The sequence below is a fragment of the Providencia sp. PROV156 genome (assembly GCF_028480905.1).
Lineage (GTDB): Bacteria > Pseudomonadota > Gammaproteobacteria > Enterobacterales > Enterobacteriaceae > Providencia > Providencia hangzhouensis.
Genome location: NZ_JAMPPE010000019.1, coordinates 41,021 through 61,506, shown reverse-complemented (window position 1 = coordinate 61,506; position 20,486 = coordinate 41,021). Strand labels below are relative to the sequence as shown.

General features: G+C 39.9%; 20 protein-coding genes. 8 read left to right on the top strand and 12 right to left on the bottom strand.

Annotated elements, in window-relative coordinates; translation table 11 throughout:
• The first annotated feature begins 44 nt into the window (after positions 1-44).
• The 7 genes from ampD (at position 45) to yacG (ending at position 5,622) form a co-directional block, all read left to right on the top strand.
• Complete coding sequence (ampD, locus tag PSF31_RS14500) at positions 45-590, top strand: 1,6-anhydro-N-acetylmuramyl-L-alanine amidase AmpD (RefSeq protein WP_096863313.1); 546 nt, start codon at positions 45-47, stop codon at positions 588-590.
• Positions 591-855: 265 nt separating this feature from the next.
• Entirely contained in the window at positions 856-1,281 is a 426-nt protein-coding gene (ppdD, locus tag PSF31_RS14495) for a prepilin peptidase-dependent pilin (protein ID WP_096863181.1), read from the top strand.
• A 14-nt stretch (positions 1,282-1,295) separates the two neighbouring features.
• Positions 1,296-2,696 carry an ATPase, T2SS/T4P/T4SS family gene (locus PSF31_RS14490; RefSeq protein WP_004262001.1) on the top strand — a complete coding sequence of 467 codons (1,401 nt, stop codon included), beginning with the start codon at positions 1,296-1,298 and terminating at the stop codon, positions 2,694-2,696.
• Position 2,697: 1 nt separating this feature from the next.
• Entirely contained in the window at positions 2,698-3,885 is a 1,188-nt protein-coding gene (locus tag PSF31_RS14485) for a type II secretion system F family protein (protein WP_004262003.1), read from the top strand.
• Between the two features lie 150 nt (positions 3,886-4,035).
• A complete protein-coding gene (coaE, locus tag PSF31_RS14480; protein ID WP_164561169.1) occupies positions 4,036-4,641 on the top strand; it encodes a dephospho-CoA kinase in 606 nt (201 codons plus the stop codon).
• 8 nt (positions 4,642-4,649) lie between these two features.
• Positions 4,650-5,408, top strand: a complete 759-nt coding sequence (gene zapD / locus PSF31_RS14475; protein WP_004262007.1) for a cell division protein ZapD — start codon at positions 4,650-4,652, stop codon at positions 5,406-5,408.
• Between the two features lie 16 nt (positions 5,409-5,424).
• The gene (gene yacG, locus PSF31_RS14470; RefSeq protein ID WP_004262008.1) at positions 5,425-5,622 is read left to right on the top strand and encodes a DNA gyrase inhibitor YacG; all 198 of its coding nucleotides are present in this window, start codon (positions 5,425-5,427) and stop codon (positions 5,620-5,622) included.
• 69 nt (positions 5,623-5,691) lie between these two features.
• On the opposite strand, the gene mutT is transcribed toward yacG, so the two are convergent.
• The 3 genes from mutT to secM all read right to left on the bottom strand — a co-directional run bounded on the left by mutT (position 5,692) and on the right by secM (position 9,505).
• Complete coding sequence (mutT, locus tag PSF31_RS14465) at positions 5,692-6,105, bottom strand: 8-oxo-dGTP diphosphatase MutT (RefSeq protein ID WP_164561170.1); 414 nt, start codon at positions 6,103-6,105, stop codon at positions 5,692-5,694.
• 61 nt (positions 6,106-6,166) lie between these two features.
• A complete protein-coding gene (gene secA, locus PSF31_RS14460; RefSeq protein WP_004262013.1) occupies positions 6,167-8,878 on the bottom strand; it encodes a preprotein translocase subunit SecA in 2,712 nt (903 codons plus the stop codon).
• Between the two features lie 96 nt (positions 8,879-8,974).
• Positions 8,975-9,505 (bottom strand): secA translation cis-regulator SecM, encoded by a 531-nt coding sequence (secM, locus tag PSF31_RS14455; protein WP_094961382.1) that lies wholly within the window; start codon positions 9,503-9,505, stop codon positions 8,975-8,977.
• A gap of 75 nt (positions 9,506-9,580) precedes the next feature.
• Between secM and PSF31_RS14450 the strand changes: the two genes are divergently transcribed.
• Complete coding sequence (locus PSF31_RS14450; protein ID WP_096863183.1) at positions 9,581-10,102, top strand: DUF721 domain-containing protein; 522 nt, start codon at positions 9,581-9,583, stop codon at positions 10,100-10,102.
• 38 nt (positions 10,103-10,140) lie between these two features.
• On the opposite strand, the gene lpxC is transcribed toward PSF31_RS14450, so the two are convergent.
• The 9 genes from lpxC to murD all read right to left on the bottom strand — a co-directional run bounded on the left by lpxC (position 10,141) and on the right by murD (position 20,485).
• Positions 10,141-11,058 carry a UDP-3-O-acyl-N-acetylglucosamine deacetylase gene (gene lpxC / locus PSF31_RS14445; RefSeq protein WP_004262020.1) on the bottom strand — a complete coding sequence of 306 codons (918 nt, stop codon included), beginning with the start codon at positions 11,056-11,058 and terminating at the stop codon, positions 10,141-10,143.
• A 99-nt stretch (positions 11,059-11,157) separates the two neighbouring features.
• On the bottom strand, positions 11,158-12,315 hold the full coding sequence (gene ftsZ / locus PSF31_RS14440) for a cell division protein FtsZ (RefSeq protein ID WP_004262022.1): 1,158 nt from the start codon (positions 12,313-12,315) through the stop codon (positions 11,158-11,160).
• A 60-nt stretch (positions 12,316-12,375) separates the two neighbouring features.
• Complete coding sequence (gene ftsA / locus PSF31_RS14435) at positions 12,376-13,632, bottom strand: cell division protein FtsA (RefSeq protein WP_004262024.1); 1,257 nt, start codon at positions 13,630-13,632, stop codon at positions 12,376-12,378.
• A gap of 35 nt (positions 13,633-13,667) precedes the next feature.
• Positions 13,668-14,477: a cell division protein FtsQ gene (ftsQ, locus tag PSF31_RS14430; protein WP_094961367.1), complete on the bottom strand. Its 810-nt coding sequence runs from the start codon at positions 14,475-14,477 to the stop codon at positions 13,668-13,670.
• Between the two features lies 1 nt (position 14,478).
• Positions 14,479-15,399, bottom strand: a complete 921-nt coding sequence (locus PSF31_RS14425) for a D-alanine--D-alanine ligase (protein WP_096863184.1) — start codon at positions 15,397-15,399, stop codon at positions 14,479-14,481.
• Between the two features lie 2 nt (positions 15,400-15,401).
• Complete coding sequence (gene murC / locus PSF31_RS14420; protein ID WP_036958462.1) at positions 15,402-16,865, bottom strand: UDP-N-acetylmuramate--L-alanine ligase; 1,464 nt, start codon at positions 16,863-16,865, stop codon at positions 15,402-15,404.
• Positions 16,866-16,911: 46 nt separating this feature from the next.
• Positions 16,912-17,985, bottom strand: a complete 1,074-nt coding sequence (murG, locus tag PSF31_RS14415; RefSeq protein WP_004262030.1) for an undecaprenyldiphospho-muramoylpentapeptide beta-N-acetylglucosaminyltransferase — start codon at positions 17,983-17,985, stop codon at positions 16,912-16,914.
• Positions 17,982-19,175 carry a cell division protein FtsW gene (gene ftsW, locus PSF31_RS14410; protein ID WP_004262031.1) on the bottom strand — a complete coding sequence of 398 codons (1,194 nt, stop codon included), beginning with the start codon at positions 19,173-19,175 and terminating at the stop codon, positions 17,982-17,984. Before ftsW ends, murG begins: the two co-directional genes overlap by 4 nt.
• Positions 19,175-20,485 (bottom strand): UDP-N-acetylmuramoyl-L-alanine--D-glutamate ligase, encoded by a 1,311-nt coding sequence (murD, locus tag PSF31_RS14405; protein ID WP_096863185.1) that lies wholly within the window; start codon positions 20,483-20,485, stop codon positions 19,175-19,177. Before murD ends, ftsW begins: the two co-directional genes overlap by 1 nt.
• Position 20,486 lies beyond the last annotated feature (1 nt).

Sequence of the window (20,486 nt, the reverse complement as noted above, 5' to 3'; positions counted from 1 at the left end):
ACGAGTGTTAACAAAAAAGAAAAGAGAATACTATGGATAACGATATGAAAATACACAATGGTTGGCTAAATAATGTGACTCATATCCCTTCTCCACATCATGATGAGCGCCCCTCTAATACCATACCTTCTCTTCTAGTTATTCATAATATCAGCCTTCCTCCAGGTCAATTTGGTGGCCCTTATATAAACCAATTATTTACAGGGACTTTAAACCCTGATGAACACCCATTTTTTAATGAAATCAGACATCTTCGAGTTTCAGCTCATTGCCTAATACGCCGTGATGGTGCAATCATTCAATATGTCCCCTTTCATTTACGGGCTTGGCACGCTGGGCAGTCTTCCTACCAAGGCCAAGAAAAATGTAACGACTTTTCTATTGGTATTGAGCTAGAAGGCACTGATTTTGAACCATTTACAGAAGAACAATATCAATCCCTTACTTATTTAACTAATTTACTTATACTTGAATACCCACTAATTAAAAATAATATTACTGGTCATAGTAATATAGCTCCTGGTCGTAAAACGGATCCCGGCCCATTTTTTGATTGGGGATATTATAAGAATAAATTAAACAATTGTTAACTTTATAATTATTAGCGGATAATATCTTTATTCAATTTACCCGCTAATGCAAAATAGATAAACTTATCTTCTCTTAATTTATAACTGAACTCCAGCCTCTATTTTTCTTTATTATTTTTTTGCGAAGCTGCTCGAAGAAAAATGAAACCCCACGTACATTTCAATAAAAAATCACAAATCGTTTCGCACTACCTTTTTGAAACTCTAATTTTAACTTAAAAATATAATTATGATGAAACCTCACTTAACAACGGAGGTTTTATTTATGAATCAACAAGGATTTTCACTCATTGAAATTATGGTAGTAATTGCAATTATATCAATTCTAAGTGCTATTGCTATCCCTGGCTATCAAAGCTATATGCAAAAAGCAGCAATTACTGATGTACTCCAGACTGTTATCCCATATAAAAACAGTGTTGAAATATGTAGCTTTAATCGAGGGAGTTTATCACAATGTAATGGAGGTAATGATGATATCCCTACCAATATAACTGGAAAATACATTAGTAAAATAGAAATTAAATCTGGGGTTATTACATTTTCTACTGACAAATCATTATCAGGCTTAAAAGTCACATTAACACCAACCCTTCCTAGCATAGGTAACCCCTTTAATTGGACAGTTGTTTGCGAAAACAAAGATAATGCCAAATTGAAGTCATTATGTAATAAAACCTTTGTGTTTTAACTGGAAGTATTTATATGAACATGACTAAAAACGAGCAGTTTATTTATAAAGAACTTAAGAGTATATGTGATAGAAATTACATTATAATCATCGATTATAATCAAAAACGGTTATCTATAGCTGTTGTTAAAAAACCAGATGACAACTTGATCGCCACATTAAAATTTATTGCTAGTGTCCCTGTATGCTATGATATTTGGCCAAAAGAAAAAATAGACCATTATTTTAATAATACAATACATGAAATAAAGGAGGAAGAAAGTAGTTATCAATCTCCAGAACCCGAACTATTACGCACTTCATCTCCTGCGATTAGTTTTGTTGAGGAGCTATTAAAAACAGCGGTTCATAAACGCTCATCAGATATACACCTTGAGCCGACTAAGCAAGGGTTAAAAATTCGATTACGTGTCGATGGAAAGTTATATTTTATTCCTTCTCCACCTTACGAAATTAATAGTGAAATTATTGCTCGTATAAAAATATTGGCAAAAATGAATATCGCGGAGAAAAGACTTCCACAAGATGGCCAAATGAGTTGGTACTTTGATGGACAAAACTATAGCATCCGTCTTTCGAGTATTCCGACAATTCATGGGGAAAAATTGGTCTTACGTATTTTAAATACACAATTAAAATATTCTTTAGAGCACATAGGGATGTGCTCTTCCCTTCTAGAGTTATTAAAAGAGTATTTAAATCGTCCACAAGGATTAATTTTAGTCACAGGGCCGACAGGAAGCGGTAAAACAGTAACTCTTTATAGCTACTTAGAATATTTAAATCAGTCCTCAAGAAATATAACAACCATTGAAGACCCAATTGAAATTCCATTACAAGGAATCAACCAAACTCAAGTCAATGAAAAATATAAACTTAATTTTTCTTCTATTTTAAGGGCGCTACTGCGACAAGACCCTGATGTCATTATGATCGGTGAGATTCGTGATGAAGAAACAGCTAAGATCGCGACTCGAGCTGCGCAAACTGGCCATCTAGTTTTGTCGACATTGCATACCAATTGTACATTCAGTGCAATAGAGAGAATGAACCAATTAGGAGTAGAAAATAGTCAACTTAAATCATGTTTGAAAATGGTTATTGCACAAAGATTAGTAAGAAAACTTTGCCCTCACTGCAAAGAAAAAACACCTAAGAAAACTAAATTACACAATAACTGTGTAATTAATGAATGGTCCTCAAAGGGGTGTGAGCTATGTTTTTCTGGTTTTATGGGAAGAACCGCAGTTTATGAATATATAGATCAAAGCAATATTAGCGAAATACTGACAAAAAATACATTAGAAAATCAAAGTAATTTTGTTAACCTTTTTAATGCAGGAATAGAGCTCGTTGAAATGAGTGAGACAACTCTCCAAGAAATCTATTCTATCATCGGAAATGGAGTAAATTAACATGTTTATTTATTCATATATCGCCATTGATTTTAACAATCAACTAACATACAGCACATTAATAGCAAAAAGCAAAAAACATGCATTCATCAACATATCTGAAAGAAATTTAATTCCTGTACAAATAAAGTTAAAAACATTATTTTCATTGGACAAAAAGAATATTAATTATCGAATTCATTTCTTCCACCAGTTATCTTTATTATCATCATCAGGTATTAATCTCGTACAATGCTTAAAAATATTACATACCAACTGCCAACTTCCTTTTTGGATTGATATTATTGAAAACTCGATAGTTCATATAGAAAAAGGAGAGAAGTTTTCACAGTATTTGAAGAAGCACCCAACAATATTTAATGATACTATAATAAGCATTATTACCATTGCCGAGAAAACAGGGCAATACGAACAAAGTTTTAGTACAATCAATTCAATATTGGATCATAATAATAAAGTGTCTTTACTCATCAGTAAATCGATACGATACCCAATAATTCTTTCTTCATTTTCAATAATGTTATTAATCATTATGATGGTCTATGTAGTTCCTCAATTTGAAAACATCTATCAAAATACCAAACACGAATTACCTCTCGTTACAAAAATCATAACCTTTATTTCAAGCTTTCTAAGAGAGTACTTAGTTTACTTATTTTCTTTTCTTTTACTTTCTCTCCCTCTCGTATTTAAATTCAAAGAAAAAACATTATCTTTATTAAAAAACACAATAATTCACCTACCGATATTCAAAAAATCATTACAACTCCATAACTTAAGTTTGTATTTTTTAACGATGCACTCAACAATTAACGTAGGGTTATCATTATCCGAATGTTTAAAATGCACAATTCAAACTATCAATAACCATCAATATAAAAAAGACTGTGAACACGTGCATATATCGGTACATAAAGGAGAGTTACTGTCCCATGCTATGAAGAAAACCAAGTTCTTTCCTGATTTATCTGTACAGCTAATGTCTATTGCAGAAGAATCTGGAAAAATACACTACTTTTCAAAGTATTTATTCAAATATTATTCAGAGCAATATATTTTTATTACTGAAAAAAACCTAAAAAATATTGAACCTATTTTACTCCTTTTAATTGCCATCCTAGTAGGTATGATCATGTTAGCAATGTATCTACCGATATTTAATTTAGGTAACGTTATAACTGAACTATAAATAATTTCATGTGGATATGAATATTACATTTTATCCTAACAACTTTATATAATATTTTTTTAAACTATTCACAGTATATTACTTTGGATGAAGACAAATGATTTATTTCAGTGTAATCTATTTTTTTTCAACGAGTAAATGAATAATCATATGCCTTATATAGTTGCTTTAACAGGTGGTATTGGAAGTGGTAAAACAACAGTTGCAAACGAGTTTGCTAAACTTGGAGTCCCCCTAGTTGATGCCGATGTGATTGCACGACAGGTTGTTGAGCCTGACAGCCCAGCCCTTGAAAGTATTAGATATCACTTCGGTGAAGATATTATTCTTCCCAACGGGTGCCTAGATAGGCAACGCTTACGAGACATTATTTTTTCTAAGCCCGATGAAAAAAAGTGGCTGAATGCTCTACTTCATCCATTGATTCAACAAGAAACGCAAAAACAATTTCAACAAATAGATTACCCTTATGTATTATGGGTAGTCCCTTTATTAATTGAAAATAATATTCATCATTTGGCTGATAGGGTATTAGTTGTTGATGTTACTGTCGAAGAACAAATTCAACGAACCCTAAAAAGAGATAAGACCAGTTTAGAACAAGTAACTAATATACTTAATGCACAAGTTAGTCGTGAAAAACGACTTAGTCATGCCAACGATATAATAACAAACCATACTCATGGCACGGATCTCTCTGACAAGGTAGCAATTCTTCATAACCAGTACTTAACACTAGCAAGAATAAAAAAATAGGAATTAAAATGGGCGAATTAATTACAACAAATTTAATTACTTATGAATACCCAATGAATGAAAAAATTCGTTCGTGGTTGCGCCTTGAAACACTTTTATCTCAAATTTATGAGTTAAGTAATATTACCTCCTACTCTACTGGTATTGCTTTTTTTCGCTCAGTTTCAGAATTAATTGAAATCCTAGATAGAGGAGAGGTTCGTTCTGAGCTTATAAAAGAACTAGAAAAACAACGAACTCGGCTATCTAATTGGGCAGAAGCTCCTAACGCTGATAACCAATTAATATCTACATTACTAAAACAATTATCAGAAACAACATCCAATTTAATGTCCGCAGCACGCTTTGGCCACCATCTACGTACAGATAAAATTATTAGTATGGTACGCCAACGTTTGAGTATTCCTGGTGGCTGTTGTAGTTTCGACCTACCGACTTTACAACTTTGGTTAAATATTCCACAAACTGAACGAGACAAGGTCATTAGTGGCTGGTTGCAAAGCCTCGACCCACTCAATGATGCATTGCAAGCTGTTCTAACACTAATTCGGCAAAATGGAATCTTTGAACAAAAAGAGTCTCATAATGGTTTTTATCAAGACAACGTAGAAGGTAAAGAACTACTACGCATCAAGTTAACTGCAGAACACTTGGTATACCCACAAATCTCTGGCCACAAAACACGATTCGCACTACGTTTTCTACATATCGACAGTGAGAATGGTATACTCCCCGATATTATTAATTTTGAGTTATCCTGTTGCTAGCTAGAGAAATATTTTTATGAGTGAAATCATTGAAGTTAATTGCCCTACATGTAAAAAAATAGTTGTTTGGAATGAAAATAGCCCGTTCCGGCCATTTTGTAGTAAGCGTTGTCAACTTATTGACCTTGGTGAATGGGCTAGTGAAGAAAAACGAATTGCGAGTCAAGGGGATATTTCTGACAGCGATGACTGGAGTGAACAACCAGATAAATAATGTATAAGTCGTGACATCGTAAATTAAGTGGAAAATATATTATTGTGTATTTTCCACTTAATATCATTATCAGCTATTATGTTGATCACTTCTCTGTGTTAATAAATCAACAATGATACGGTTTGCTGGGGGAAATTCTTCAGCTTTAAGCTCATGCTGAGAAACCCAACGCAAATCCTGCCCTTCTCTGCCATACGGTTCATTTTCCCATGAAGATACCATAAAAAAATAGAGTGTAATGAAACGGTCATCAAACTCATGGTCAACCCGATGAAATAACTCGTTCTTAGTCACTACAATTCCAACTTCTTCTTCAAGTTCGCGAATTAAAGCGGCTTCAGGAGATTCATTAACTTCAAGTTTCCCACCGGGAAATTCCCAAAAACCAGCCATATGCGTGCCTTCTGGTCGTTTAGTAATAAAAATTTTTTGCTCGGGGTTACGAATAATCCCAGCCGCGATATGCAAATGTTTTTTTTCCATAATTTTTTCGTCAAAAAGGCGGGTTACCCCGCCTTTTTTATATTAATGAGTTAATAGTAAATTAATTTAAACGGCCATGGCATTGCTTGTATTTTTTACCCGAACCACAAGGACAAGGGTCATTACGGCCAATTTTGTGACCTTGGGTTGCAATTTTAGCTTCGGTTTCAGTCATTAAAGATTCAGCGCCCGCTTCATGGCTTAATTGTTGCCTCTTCGCTAAACGCTCAGCTTCTTCACGACGCTGTTGTTCTAATGCTTCAACCTCTTCAGGTAAACGAACTTGTACCTTAGATAAAGTACTAATCACTTCATATTTCAATGCTTCAAGCATGTTAGCAAACATACTGAAAGATTCACGTTTGTATTCTTGCTTAGGATCTTTTTGCGCATAACCACGCAAATGAATACCTTGGCGTAAGTAATCCATTGACGCTAAGTGCTCTTTCCATAACGTGTCTAATGTTTGCAACATGACACCTTTTTCGAAATTACGCATCGCTTCCGCGCCAACAATTTCTTCTTTACGATCATAAACTTCAATCGCTTTTGCCATAATACGTTCACGTAATGTTTCTTCGTGTAACTCTGGCTCTTTATCTAACCACTCTTTGATTGGTAAATCGAGGTCAAAATCATTGACTAAACGCTGATGTAGTCCTTCGATATCCCACATTTCTTCAAGTGATTGAGGTGGAATATAGGCATCCATCGTTGTGGTTAATACATCTTCACGAATGCTATCAACCGTTTCTTTAATATCACCGCCATCCAGTAGTTCATTACGCTGAGTATAAATCGCACGACGTTGGTCACTTGCAACATCATCATATTCAAGTAATTGTTTACGGATATCAAAGTTACGGCTTTCAACTTTACGTTGCGCATTAGCAATAGCCTTGGTCACCCATGGGTGTTCAATCGCTTCACCCGGCTTCATACCTAACTTTTTCATCATGCCAGTAACGCGGTCTGAAGCAAAAATACGCATCAGCGCATCTTCCATTGATAAGTAAAAACGAGATGAACCCGCATCCCCTTGACGACCGGCACGACCACGTAACTGGTTATCGATACGACGTGACTCATGACGTTCTGTACCAATAATATGTAAACCACCTGCTGCTAAAACAGCGTCATGGCGAACTTTCCAGTTTGCTTTGATTTCATCAATTTGCTCTTGAGTTGGCTCTTCTAATGCAGCAACCTCAGTTTGCCAGCTACCACCTAGCATGATGTCAGTACCACGACCGGCCATATTAGTTGCGATCGTTACAGCTCCAGCTTGACCCGCATTCGCAATGATGTCAGCTTCCATTGCATGGAATTTTGCATTCAAAACATTATGAGCAATTTTAGCTTTTTTCAACGCATTCGAAATCAATTCGGATTTTTCGATTGAAATTGTACCAACAAGAACGGGTTGCCCATTGGCAGTTCTTTCACGAATATCTTCAATAATTGCTGCAAACTTATCAGCTTCGTTCATATAAACGAGGTCAGGTAAATCTTTACGCACCATTGGGCGGTTAGTTGGGATAACAATTGTATCGAGTTTATAAATTGAGCTAAACTCAAAAGCTTCGGTATCCGCAGTACCTGTCATACCTGCAAGCTTTTCATATAAACGGAAATAGTTCTGGAAAGTAATTGAAGCCAAGGTTTGGTTTTCGTTTTGAATTTCAACGCCTTCTTTCGCTTCTACTGCTTGGTGTAAGCCGTCAGACCAACGACGCCCTTCCATTGTACGGCCGGTGTGTTCATCAACAATAACAATTTGACCGTCTTTTACAATATAATCAACGTCTAAGGTAAATAGCGCATGAGCACGTAAGCCCGCCATCACATGGTGCATTAACATGATGTTAGAAGGTGAATATAAAGACTCTCCTTCATCCATTAAACCTTCTTTTGCTAGAAGCTCTTCGATTAACACCAGTCCACGTTCAGTTATAGTCACTTGACGCGATTTTTCATCGACAGAAAAATGGCCTTCCCCTTGGAAAGTATCTGAATCTTCTTTCTCTTGACGTTGAAGATATGGAATAAGTTTATCAACTTTTTGGTACAGTTCAGAACTGTCTTCTGCAGGACCTGAAATAATCAGTGGTGTACGCGCTTCATCGATAAGAATGGAGTCAACCTCATCCACCAAAGCATAATGCAATTTACGCTGAACACGCTCTTCAGGGCTAAACGCCATGTTGTCACGTAGGTAGTCGAAACCAAATTCATTATTAGTACCGTAAGTAATATCTGCCGCATATGCTTCACGTTTTGCAGGCGGAGCCATACCTGGCAGGTTGATACCCACAGTTAAGCCTAAGAATTCAAATAATGGGCGGTTATTTTCAGCATCACGTTTGGCTAAGTAATCATTCACCGTAACTACGTGAACCCCTTTACCACTTAATGCGTTGATATAAGCAGGTAATGTTGCTGTTAAAGTTTTACCTTCCCCCGTACGCATTTCTGCGATACAGCGTTCATTCAGTACCATTCCACCGATAAGCTGTACATCAAAGTGACGCATACCAAATACACGTTTACTTGCTTCACGAACAGTTGCAAATGCCTCAGGAATGATACTTTCTAAACTTTCACCTTTCGTTAAACGCTCACGAAATTCCACCGTTTTTGCTTTTAACTCATCATCAGATAACTTTTCGAAATCGGGTTCAAGACGGTTAATTTTTTCAACTTCTTTACGTAAGCGGCGCAACGTACGGTCATTACGGCTACCAAAAACTTTGGTCAAAATCTTTGTTAACATATTTTAATCTCTAATAATCAATTAATTACTTTAAATTTTTATAAATTTTATGGCGTAAAACAGCACAGCGATGAGCTGTTTTACCATGAATGAAGATTAAACTGTTAACGGGCCGGCACGAATGCCGTGTACTTGAGCAATCCAAATTGCAGGTTGATAGGCAATAATATGGGGATAGTTATAATGACTAAATTGAATAACACTTTCATCCCACTGAAGTGAACGCTGTGCTAACATGGCATACAGCGTGTCTAACATCAATTGTGGGGCAATAAGCTGTTCAGTCTCTTCTGTTGCAGCGTTTACATCATCGTCTTCTGTCGCCGAAAAAGCAAAAGTTAGCTGCCGAATAACGTTTCTTACCGCATGTTGCTGCCAGTAATTTACTGAATAAGATGACGATGATGACGAAGAGCGTTGGGAATTCTGTTGAGCAAATAAATTGTCAAAAGCATTCACAGCTTGGCTTTGGCGATTAACTGGAGAAGAGTTAACCTGTGTATGTTGAGAATCTGATAACGCATTTAAAATTGTAGGCAAGCCGACACCTGTGGCAACCACACCTAATAGCAGGTGGGACCAAAAGTATTTTCTACCAAGTTGTCGCCAAAAATTTAAAATGCCCATCAAACTCTTATATAATGAATAAGTGACAAAATTATTATTTGCAATTCGTTGTTTCATTCTCAGCTGGAGCTAAAAATGAGAGATAGTCATCCACAAGCACTTTTTGATGTTCTTGAAGGCTCATTGGCAACATCATCAAACACTTTACAAACTATTCAGCGTAATGCAAAAGCGATTATCAAACTGAATCGTACTGTAAAAGGATTACTGCCGGCTGAAATCAAACCCATGTGCCGTGTTGCAAACTATCGTAATAATGTTATGGTCATTGAAGTGGCAAACGCCAGTTGGATGACCCGACTTAATTACGAAAAAATCAATCTTCTTTCTGCATTAAGAACGTCCATTCTACCATCTTTATCCTCTATCGACATCAGAATCAATCCCGATCTTATGCGAAAATCGAGACAAAATAGTTCACTAACTAAGCAAACAGTCTCAATAAGTCAAAAAATGAACGAACGTCAGATAAGTCCACAAACTGCACAAGCGCTTTTGAAATTAGCCGAAAATAGCCCGAAAGGATTAAAAGAAAGGTTTGAGCGGCTGGCTGCGCTAGCCGGAGAGAGTACTAGCGCAACCAACAGAAAAGGCTAAATTCGATCAGTTCTCGAAGATAGCTGCATAATCAAATTTTATGCAAACACCGTTGAAGGTGCTTTGAATGCGACAGGCAATTGAGCTTCGTCTTCAAATGTGACGAGATCCCAAGCTGATTCTTTCGCTAAAACTGCTTGTAATAGCTTGTTATTCAATGCATGGCCTGATTTAAACGCCGTGAATGCGCCAATAATATTGTGCCCACACATGAATAAATCACCAATTGCATCCAACATTTTGTGACGAACGAATTCATCTTCAAAACGTAAGCCATCTTCGTTAAGAACTTTATAGTCATCAACAACGATGGCGCAGTCGAAACTACCGCCTAAGCATAAGCCTTTTGATTGCAGATATTCAATATCACGCATAAAGCCAAAAGTACGCGCACGGCTTATTTGATTTACAAATGATTCCGCTGAGAAATCAAGTGAGTAGCGTTGTGTGCTACTATCAATCGCTGGATGCTGAAAATCGATTGTGAAATCAAGGCTAAACCCATTATAAGGTCGCATTTCAGCCCATTTATCACCATCTTCAACACGTACTGTTTCTTTTATACGTAAAAATTTCTTTGCACAATTTAATTCTTCAATACCGCCATCAAGCAGTAAGAATACAAATGGTGCGGCACTGCCATCCATAATAGGGATTTCAGGCGCATTGACTTCAATAACAATGTTATCGATACCTAACCCTGCTAAGGCAGCATTCAAATGCTCAACAGTCGAAATACGCACATTATCTTCATTGACTAAGCAAGTACATAACATGGTGTCACGAACTGATTTCGCATCTGCCGGAAAATCAACCGGTGGATTAAGGTCAGTACGACGGTAGATGACCCCGGTATTGGCCGGCGCTGGACGTAATGTAAGCGTAACTTTCTTGCCGGTATGTAAACCAACACCAGTCGCTGTAATAATACGTTTTAGTGTCCGTTGTTTGATCATCGTATTTTTCTCGCAATGTTATAAGTCCTACTGATCATCATACAAGATAATCAGTAGGAAATTTTAGCACAAAAAGCGGAGAAACCAATATAAATAAAATTAATCGGCCTGTTTACGCAAGAACGCAGGAATATCAAGATAATCTGGTTCTTTATTTGTTTGCGTATTTTGGTCATTGACCGCTTTAGCCGCTGGTTTCTCTTCTGTTAATGAAGACATGCTATTTTGCATTTGCTGATAGCGCTGTTCCATTGACGCCTGCTGAGACATTTTATTGCTAACTAAAGTAATTTCTGGACGTTTGTCCATACCAATACCTGTAGCAACAACTGTAACACGCAGTTCTTCGTGCATTTCTGGGTCAAGAGATGTACCGATTACCACAGTTGCATTATCAGATGCGAAAGCACGAATAGTGTTACCCACCGTTTCAAACTCATCTAAACGCAGGTCGAAACCAGCCGTGATGTTAACTAATACACCACGTGCACCAGACAGGTCGATATCTTCAAGAAGTGGACTAGAAATAGCCATTTCTGCCGCTTCTTCTGCTCTATCTTCACCACGAGCAACACCTGACCCCATCATTGCGTAGCCCATTTCTGACATCACAGTACGTACGTCAGCAAAGTCTACGTTCATTAAACCTGGGCGTGTAATCAGTTCAGCGATACCTTGTACTGCACCTTTTAGTACGTCATTTGCCGCACCAAAAGCATCCAGTAATGAGATACCACGACCAAGTACTTTTAATAATTTATCATTTGGGATAGTGATCAGTGAGTCAACATGTTTTGACAACTCAGTGATACCAGCCTCTGCAAATGCCATGCGCTTTTTACCTTCGAAATTGAAAGGCTTAGTCACGACAGCAACTGTCAGAATACCCAATTCTTTGGCAACCTCGGCAACGACCGGAGCTGCACCAGTCCCTGTACCGCCACCCATACCTGCTGCGATAAAGACCATATCCGCGCCATCTAAAGCATTACGCAGCGCCTCACGATCTTCTTCAGCGGCATTACGGCCAACTTCAGGGTTTGCACCTGCACCCAGACCTTTGGTAATACCGGTACCGATCTGGATAGTTTGTCCAACTGCGGTTTTACGCAGCGCTTGTGCATCTGTATTGACAGCGAAGAATTCAACGCCTTCAATACGTTCACGCACCATGTGTTCAACGGCGTTACCGCCGCCGCCGCCAACGCCGATGACTTTAATCACCGCATCGTTGGTTAGCTCCATTGGTTCAAACATAATGTCTCTCCGTTTTGTGCTTACTACTTTTGAAGCTAATAATATGCTTCTTTATCAAAATTAAAATTCTTTTCTCAGCCAACTGGTGATTTTACTAAACCATCCACTAACTGATGCACGTTTTTCTACTTCGGTATCATCGCCTAAATGGCTTTCTTTACCGTAATGCAGAAGCCCTACTGCTGTTGAATAATATGGCTCCTGCGCATAATCCGTTAACCCTGTGATGTTGAGCGGTGTACCAATTCGCACTTGCGTATGGAACACTTTTTGCGCACATTCGACTAAACCATCAATTTGTGCGGCCCCACCAGTCAACACGATACCAGCTGCCAAATGGTGTTTGACACCTTGTTGGCGTAACTGTTCCTGTAAATTTAAAATTTCTTCATTTACTAAGTTTAACAGCTCAGTATACCTTGGCTCTATCACTTCTGCTAAGGTTTGACGCTGTAAGCTTCTTGGTGGTCGCCCACCAACACTTGGCACTTCCACGGTCTCGTCTTTACTCACGATAGAACCGACTGCACACCCATGACGCACTTTAATGGCTTCTGCATCACTAGGTGGTGTTCCAAATGCATAAGCGATGTCGCTTGTCACCACATTGCCTGCATACGGGATGACTTTTGTATGGCGCAAAGCCCCGCCAGTGTAAACCGCCATATCCATAGTGCCGCCACCGATATCAACGACACATACACCTAATTCACGCTCATCTTCCGTTAAAACACTATAACTTGCAGCGAGACCAGCAAAAATAAGCTGATCAACTTTTAACCCACAGCGTTCAACGGCTTTAACAATATTTTTTGCCATATCGTTATGGCAGGTGATCAAATGAACTTTGGCTTGCATACGTACACCTGATAAACCAACCGGGTTTTTAATCCCTTCTTGGTAATCTATTGCAAATTCTTGCGGTATCACGTGCAAAATTCTGTGCTCATCGCGAACACGTACCGATTTTGCTGTATGCACAACACTGTCAACATCTTCTTGCGTCACTTCTTCTTCTGAAACTGGCACCATACCAATCTCATTTTGGCAACTGACGTGCTTACCCGATAGTGCAAGGTAAACTGATGAAATTTGGCAGTCGGCCATGAGTTCTGCCTGATCAATGGCTCTTTGTACACATTTTACCACTGATTCAAGATCGTTTACGCCACCTTTGTCCATTCCACGAGATGGACAACTTCCCACCCCAATAATATTAACCATACCATCGGGCAGAATTTCGCCAACAAGGGCTGATACCTTGGAAGTTCCAATTTCAAGGCCTACCACTAATTTTCTGTCCGTTGCTTTAATCATTTTTTCTGCCTAATTTTTGTTATTAGTCATCGTCTTTATTGTAACTCCGGTGGAGCATCAACCAACAGTGGCGCCCAGCCCACCGCAGCACCACTGGAATAACGTAAGTCAACATAGTCAACGCGTTTATCCGTTGTTTGCTGCAAAAGCGGATACAGTTCAAGGAACCTATTTAACCGCTCTGACACATCTTTCTTACCCAATTCGATTCTAACATCGTTGTCTAAAATAATTTGCCATGCATTTCTGGCTGTCATCGATAGCGATTTTAGCTTTAGATTATGTGCAGCTAATGTGTTCTTAAAGACTGCGAACTCTTTAAGAACCTCTTTTTGGCTACCTTGTGGCCCATAAAGCAACACATAATCGCCTTTACCATTTTCACTAACCGGTAAGTTAAATACCCGACCTTGTTCGTCCACCATGTTTTGGTCGTTCCACCTAGCGAATGGGCGGTATTCAACAATATGAATTTTCAATTCATCTGGCCATTGTTTACGCACAGTCACTTGGCGTACCCATGGCATCATGCTTATTTGCTTCTGGATAGCGTTGACATCGACGGTCATAAACGTCCCAGGCTGCCCTAGCGCTAAAATAGCCTTTCTAACATCATCATTTTTGGTGTAATGGCGCTCACCCGTTAACACTAACTTGGACATCGGCAGCCGATCCGCATCTTTCATCCAAGTCATTACCATCCAACCACTCCAGATGATAGTGCCAACCACAAATAGGAAGAAAAATAACCCACCTAAAAATGCACCATTACTAGGTCCTCCTGAACGAGGATCCTCATCGTTCTTTTGATTATGATGCCTAACATTTAGTGCTGCTTGTGACATATCAACGAGCCAATCTCAAAATTTGCACAACTAACTGTGAAAAACTCATACCTGCCTGACGAGCAGCCATCGGTACTAGGCTATGGCTTGTCATACCTGGCGATGTATTAACTTCCAACAGATAAAATTGGCCATCGCTGCCTTGCATTACATCAACTCGCCCCCAGCCTTCACAACCAACAACTTGGTAAGCTTTCAGCGCTAAGTCTGCGAGTTCTGACTCAAGCTGTTCATCTAAACCACTTGGGCAAAAATATTGAGTTTCATCAGATAAATATTTCGCTTCGTAGTCATAAAAAATACCTGGTGGTTGAATACGAATTGACGGTAGAGTGTTGCCTCCTAACACCGCGACCGTGAACTCAGGACCACTCAGCCATTTTTCAATTAACAACGTTTCATCAAATTGAAACGCAAGATCCAGTGCAGCAGGCAATGCCTCTAAGTTATCAACTTTACTCATACCAACACTGGAGCCTTCAAGGCTTGGCTTCACGATAAGAGGTAATCCGAGAAATTGCACTTTAGCGACAATTTGCTCATAAGAAGCCTGCTTATACTGCTGTTTTGTTAAGTAAACATACGGCGATACACTTAATCCTGCACCTTGCCATAATTGTTTTGTTCTCAACTTATCCATGCTAAGCGCTGAAGCCATAACACCACTGCCGGTATAAGGCAGATTTAGTGTTTCTAACAGCCCTTGTAATGTACCGTCTTCACCACCGCGGCCATGTAACGCAATAAAAACTTTATTGAAACCTGCATCTTTCAATGTTTCTACAGGGAAATCTTGAGGGTCGATAGGATGAGCATCAATACCTGCTTGGCGTAGCCCTGCCAGCACAGCATTTCCTGACTGAAGTGAAACTTCACGTTCAGCAGATGAGCCTCCTAATAGAACCGCAACTTTCTCTGTCATTTTTATTCCTCAATCATCGGTGGCTGTAATTTTGCTTCTGCTAGGCTTTTGGCTATTTTACCAATATTTCCTGCGCCTTGAACTAAAATTAAATCATTTTCATCAAGAGTTTGAGCTAAAATATGTGGAATTTGTTCAATATCTGCAACATAAATAGGATCAATCTGACCACGACCACGAATTGAGCGGCACAATGAGCGGCTATCCGCACCTGGTACATGCTTTTCGCCCGCTGAATATACGTCTAACATTAGCAGCACATCAACCTGCCCCAAAACGTTAACAAAATCATCGTATAAGTCACGAGTACGAGTATAGCGATGCGGTTGGAATACCATTACAATACGCTTATCTGGCCAGCCTGCTCTCGCGGCTTTAATCGTTGCATCCACTTCGGTTGGGTGATGACCATAGTCATCGACTAGCATCACTTCACCCTCTTTGCCATTCACATTTCGCAGAGGGAAATTCCCTAGGAAATCAAAGCGACGCCCTGTTCCTTGAAATTCAACTAGTGCAGATAAAATATGTAAATCGTCAATACCTTCTTCTGTGGCAACCGCCACTGCGGCTGTCGCATTGAGAGCATTGTGACGCCCTGGTGCATTTAGAACCACCGTCAGTTCTGGCATATTTTCACGGGCAATAGTGAAAAAGCCTTGATTTCCTTTTTGCTCATATTGCGTGATACGCACATCAGCGTCTTCACTAAAACCATAAGTGGTGATATAGCGGCCAATTTTGGGTAGTAACGAACGAATGACTGGATCATCAATACACATCACTGCGCGCCCGTAAAATGGCAAATTGTGCAAGAAATTAATGAACGTATTCGTTAAATTATCGAAGTCACCTTGGTAAGTATCCATATGGTCTGCTTCGATATTGGTCACAACTGCAACTAACGGTTGCAAATGCAAGAATGAAGCATCGCTTTCATCGGCTTCTGCGATCAAGTAGCGGCTACTACCTAAACGTGCATGCGTTCCTGCTGATTTAACCAATCCCCCATTCACAAATGTGGGGTCAAGGCCTGCTTGTGCATAAATCCCAGAAATCATTGCTGTCGTAGTGGTTTTCCCGTGGGTACCTGCAACAGCAATGCCATGACGATAACGCATTAATTCCGCTAACATTTCCGCACGACGAATAACAGGAATACGCAATTCTTTGGCGGCTTGAATTTCTGGGTTCTCACTTGAGATCGCTGTTGATACGACGACAACACTGGCATTTTCAACGTTCTCTGGACGGTGATTAAAGTAAATCGTTGCCCCTAATGCGGTTAATTGTTGAGTCACTGCATTCGGAGCTAAATCTGAACCACTAATTTCATAGCCTTCATTTGCCAACACTTCAGCGATACCACCCATGCCAGCACCGCCGATGCCGACAAAATGGATGTGCCTGACTCTTCTCATTTCTGGCACTGATGTTCTTAATTTCGCTAATTGTTGTGTATTCACTATATTTCTTCGCTTCTAATTAATTCGGTATCAATTATGACTAATATTATTTAGCCACTTCACAGATCACGGCAGCAACTCGCTCTGTTGCATCAGTAATTGCACAACTATGTGCTTTTTCAGCCATTGAGAGTAATTCGTTTCTGTCCCATTGCCCTAATAAGCTCGCCACAGCATCTGCGGTAAATTGTGACTGTTCTAAAATTTTAGCCGCCCCCGCTTTTTCTAGCGGTAATGCGTTCCAATACTGTTGACGGTCTTTATGTTGAAAAGGAACAAAAATAGCCGGTAAACCTGCGGCTGCAATTTCACTTACGGTTAGTGCGCCAGACCGACAAACAACAATATCTGCCCATGCGTAAGCTTGCGCCATATCATCAATAAATTCAGTAACTTTATACTCAGAATTGACTGAAACTTGCATGTGCTCATTATACAATGCTTCTGTCGATTCCTTACTGCCTTTTCCCGCTTGATGCCAGATATTTAACTGTTTGCCTACTTTTTCAGCAACCAGAGGCATCACCTGATTTAAAATCCGTGCCCCTTGGCTACCACCGACAACCAATACGCGTATAGCGCCTTCTCGGCCCGCTAAACGTTCCTGTGGTGCAGGTAGAGCCAAAACATCTTCCCGTACTGGATTCCCTACAACTGGTGCGTCAGGAAATGCCCCCGGAAAGGCTTGTAATACTCTTTTTGCAATTCGAGATAGCCATTTATTCGTTAACCCTGCAATACCATTTTGTTCATGAAGCACAACGGGTACACCACATTGCCATGCCGCAATACCACCGGGCCCCGAAACATAGCCTCCCATGCCTAATACAGCATCTGGCTGATAACGCTTGATAATTGTTTTTGCTTGGCGAATTGCTTTATAAATACGCCATGGCGCCCCCAGTTGGGCGGCAATGCCTTTACCCCTGAGACCAGAAATTTGAATAAATTCAATATCGATACCGTGTTTAGGCACTAATGTTGCTTCCATTCGGTCAGCCGTGCCTAACCAACGGATTTCCCACCCTTGAGCCTGCAAATAATGTGCCACGGCTAAACCTGGAAAAACATGTCCTCCAGTTCCACCTGCCATGACGAGTAATTTCTTTGCCTGACTCATTTAGTGCTCCTTACAAACGCCTGCGCTTTTTCAAGGCGTGTTTCAAAATCAATTCTCAGTAATATCGCAATGGCAGCAGCCATTACCAGTAAACTCGAACCACCATAACTAATTAATGGCAATGTTAAACCTTTTGTCGGTAACATCCCGGATGCAGCCCCAACGTTAACTAAGGCTTGGAAGGTAAACCAAATACCAATTGAACAAGCTAAATAACCACCGAATAATTGGTTTGACATCAATGCGCGACGGCCAATCATCATTGCTCTAAATGCCAACATAAAGACCATCAGCAGAACCAATACAACGCCAAAGTACCCGAGCTCCTCAGCTAAAACCGAGAAAATAAAGTCTGTGTGTGCTTCTGGCAAATACTCTAATTTTTGTACTGAATTACCAAGCCCTTGCCCAAACACTTCACCACGACCAAAAGCCATTAAAGATTGGGTTAGCTGATAACCACTGCCAAACGGGTCATCCCACGGGTTCAAAAACGATGTAACACGACGTAAGCGGTACGGCTCGAACCAAATCAAAGCCAATACCCCCACTGCGCAAGCGGCAATACCAATAATAAACGGCGCTAACCTTGCGCCCGCTAAAAATAACAATCCCAGAGTGGTAACCACTAATACGATAACGGTCCCTAAGTCAGGCTGTAATAAAAGCAATGACGCCATAACAATCAAAATACACATCGGTTTAATAAAGCCAAGAAAACGGGTTCTGACTTCATCGGATTTACGCACCAAGTAACTGGACACATAGCAAAACAACGTAAATTTCGAAATTTCTGCTGGTTGAATTTTTACCAAACCGATGTCTATCCAGCGTGATGCCCCGTTAACTGAACTTCCTGCAACCAGCACCACCACTAGCATGCCAAGTGAAACCATCAACAAAATGAAATTGTACTTTTCCCAAACTGCCATCGGGATACGCATGACACCCAACGCTAAAATAAATGCGATAACGATATACACCACATCACGCTTAGCGAAATAGAACGGGTCTTCTGTTAAGCGTTGGCCAACTGGCATGGAAGCGGATGTGACCATGATAAAACCCACTGCGGCTAAACCGAATGCCAACCACACTAATGTACGGTCGTAAAGCGTTGAGCCTGAAATCACGCCATTTTTTTCACCAATGACCCAATTTTTTAAACGCATCGCACCCGGTATCGTCATTAACCTAACTCCTGGGCTAATTGAGCAAAGACAGTTCCACGCTGCTCAAAACTTTTAAACTGATCCAAACTGGCACATGCAGGGGATAACAGCACCATGTCCCCCGCTTTTAATTGTGGCGCAATTTGGCGTAAGCTTTGTTCCATAGTCTCAGTCAATACTGATTTTTCAGGTGCCATATCAGCTAATGCTTTCCCATCACGACCAAAGCAATATAAGCGGTAGTTATCCGCAGCAATATATTGTTTTAATGGTGAAAAATCGGCTGACTTGCCATCCCCACCTAATAATAAATAGATATTGCCATCCACGTGTAACCCATTTAATGCCGCTTCTGTACTTCCAACATTTGTGGCTTTAGAGTCATTAATCCAGCGAACACCGTTATTGAATAACACTAATTCGAAACGATGTGCTAACCCCGCATATTCTTTCAATACTTGAAGGCAAGCTGGACGAGGAATATCCACTGCATCCGCCAATGCTAACGCGGCTAACGCATTAAGGTAATTGTGTTGGCCAGTTAAGTGCATTTCATTGACATCTAATAGCTCTTTTCCTTGAGCCACTAACACCCGTTTTTGGGTATCAAAGAAATAATCACCACTATTTAAGCCAAAACTAATGCATTCATCCAAAGTATGATTAGCGGGTAAGGTCAGTATATCTTGTACGTTAACAATGCAGTTTTGAGCATTGTGATAAATTTTTAATTTCGCTTCACGGTACTGTTCTAGACCTAATGGATATCTATCCATATGATCTTCACTAATATTTAAGACTGTCGCGGCGGTCGCTTCTAAACTTGAAGTGGTTTCTAATTGGAAGCTGGAAAGTTCTAAAACGTACAGATTATGCCCTGCATTGAGTAATGAAAGTGCTGGCGTACCAATGTTGCCACCTACACCAACTGAAATACCCGCTGCTTTAGCCATTTCACCAACCAATGACGTGACAGTGCTTTTACCATTTGAACCTGTAATCGCGACAATCGGTGCATCTGCTTCACGGCAAAATAATTCGATATCACCCACAATTTCGATGCCATTTTCTGCAGCCTGCTGTAATTGAGGGGTCGCTAACGCAATTCCTGGACTAGCAACAATTAAATCGGCGGCCTGTAACCAGCTATTATTCAAACTGCCACTATGGCATTCTACATTTTCTGGGAGTTTATCTACACCAGGCGGTACTGCACGGGTATCCATAACGCGAGGCACCACGCCGCGCTCAAGGAAAAAGTGAACGCAAGAGAGGCCGGTGATCCCCAGCCCAATAATAACGACGTTCTTACCCTGATAATCAACCATC